Raw genomic sequence first — 2447 nt, forward strand, 5'->3', positions numbered from 1 at the left:
AGGATGGCGTTTTTTATGTCTGTTTCTGTGTCTGATGAATTACAACTATTTGCTCAAGAGATTCAACGTTTTTTATCTCCAAATACCTTACGGAATCTTGCTCGAGATGTTGGTTTCGTACAACGAACCAGTAAGTACCAAGCAAAAGATTTAGTCGCTTTATGTGTATGGATGAACCAAAATATCGCTACGACGTCTTTAACTCAGTTATCTAGCTGTTTAGAAGCCTCGACAGAAGTGCTCATCAGTCCCGAGGGACTGAACCAACGATTTAATAAAGCAGCCGTCCAATTTTTACAACACATACTAGCTGAACTACTAACCCGAAAATTGACCTCATCTATACCGATTTCTTCTCCATATACTTCTGTTTTTAAGCGTATTCGTATTTTAGATTCAACTGCATTTCAATTCCCTGATGTATTTTCATCGGTTTATCCAGGTGCAGGAGGATGTAGCCATACTGCTGGGATAAAAATTCAACTTGAGTATGATTTGTTAAGCGGACAGTTCCTACATATTCATACAGGTCCAGGTAAACAACATGATCGTACTTATGGCTCTCTGTGTGCCCCAACTGTGACGGCAAATGATTTATGTATCCGAGATTTAGGTTATTTTCATTTAAAAGACCTTCAATATATACAAGATAAAGAGGCCTACTATATCTCTCGTATCAAGTCGAATACACGTATGTATCAAAAAAATCCTAACCCTGATTATTTTCAAGATGGAAGAATTAAGAAAGGTACAGAGTATATACAGTTAGATATGGAGATGTTACTGAACTCTCTTCAACCAGGACAAACATGTGAAATAGCTAATGCTTATGTAGGAATGACTGATAAAGTGCCAGCTCGTGTAATTGTTCATCGATTAACAAAACAACAGCAACAAAAACGATTACAAGATCAAGCTGTAAGAGAAAAAAAGAAAGGAATGAAGTATTCTTCTCGTAGTAAACGACTCAGTGGTATCAATGTATATATGACAAACACCCCTACAGATATTGTCCCGATGGGACAGGTACATGACTGGTATTCTTTGCGTTGGCAAATCGAAATTTTATTTAAAACGTGGAAGTCATTCTTTCAAATTCATCATTGTAAAAAGATAAAACGAGAACGATTGGAGTGCCATTTATATGGTCAGTTGATTGCCATTCTACTCTGTTCTTCTATATCATGTTTCAAATGCGCCAATTGCTCCTCATGAAGAAAAAACGAGAGCTTAGTGAGTATAAAGCCATATATATGATTAAAGACTATTTTCTTCTTCTATTCCAAACTATACAAAAAAACACCCAAGAGCTATCAAAGGTGTTACTTCGTCTGTTCAATCTCCTACAGCAAAACGGGCGGAAATCTCATCGATATGAGAAAAAAACGGTCTTTGATATATTAGGTGTCGTTTACAATTCCATGTCTGATAATCAAGCCGCTTAATTCAAAAAAGTGAAACCCATTAGGGTTTATTTCGTATGTAAATCTTTCAATCACCTAAACTTGCCCCTTAGAAAAAAGAAACAATCTCGCCTAAAATTGACTTTGCATAAGCTTAGCTTGATAGCGATGTGGTGAGACCCCAATTAAGAAATATGTTTGAAGAAGAGTTCAAAACCCCAAAAACGAATCTTTAAGCTTGATTTATTCTTTCTTTTATGTGCTTTCTTCTTTTTCTTTTTCATAGTATTTCCCCCCTTTTTTTTACTGCATGTTTCGGATTATACTCATCCTGACCTTATATTTTAAGTGAAAATCTAAAGAAATTTTATTTATTTTCAAATTCCCTTATTCCGACAAAACATAGCAAAGACCGTGCGAGCTTCGTCGATGGATTTTAAGAGGTATTAAACCTTGGATATGGAATTTTGCTTATAGGAGGTGGTGTAGCGCTATGTCAGAAGCAGAAGTAATATATACCAGCAGTGAGGTCTATAGCCGTTTAGGGGTAAGTGGCAGCACACTTAGAAAGTATTCGGATGTCCTTGAACGTGAAGGGTATGATGTAAGAAAAAATAGTCGGGGGAGAAGGGAGTATTCAGATTTTGATGTTGTACTGATTGAACAGTTAGTAGAGTTGAGTAAGCAAGACGGTATGACTTTAGAAAAAGCTGCGAAAATGATTGCAAAGCAGTTTGGAATCGCTAATAAGAAAGAGGAATCCCAGGGTACAGATCCAGTCCCTTATCAAAGGCAATATCAATTCCAACAACAATATAGCGCTATGATAGAAGAAATCAATAAGGTGCAGCAAGCAAATCTATTAGAAATGGAAAAACGATTAAGTGATCATATGGATCAAAAGAATGAATTAATTGAAGAGGATATAAAAGAAAGAAATAGATTAATAATGGAAGATATGAAAGATCGGAAGGAACGTGAAGAAAGGATAGAAAAGAGGTTAGAGCTAAGGGATGATAATCTTATGAAGATGGTCAGAGAGAT

Annotated in this window: 1 protein-coding gene and 1 pseudogene; both read left to right on the forward strand. The window is 36.0% G+C overall.

The genetic code is table 11. The features are described from left to right. The first annotated feature begins 15 nt into the window (after positions 1 to 15). Positions 16 to 1445: pseudogene (locus CER22_RS30835) on the forward strand (IS4 family transposase). 451 nt (positions 1446 to 1896) lie between these two features. Then, the coding region (locus CER22_RS30840) for a MerR family transcriptional regulator (RefSeq protein WP_142293617.1) at positions 1897 to 2447 on the forward strand (551 nt) is incomplete at its 3' end.

It is taken from the genome of Bacillus sp. K2I17, assembly GCF_002209985.1.
Taxonomy (GTDB): domain Bacteria; phylum Bacillota; class Bacilli; order Bacillales; family Bacillaceae_G; genus Bacillus_A; species Bacillus_A wiedmannii.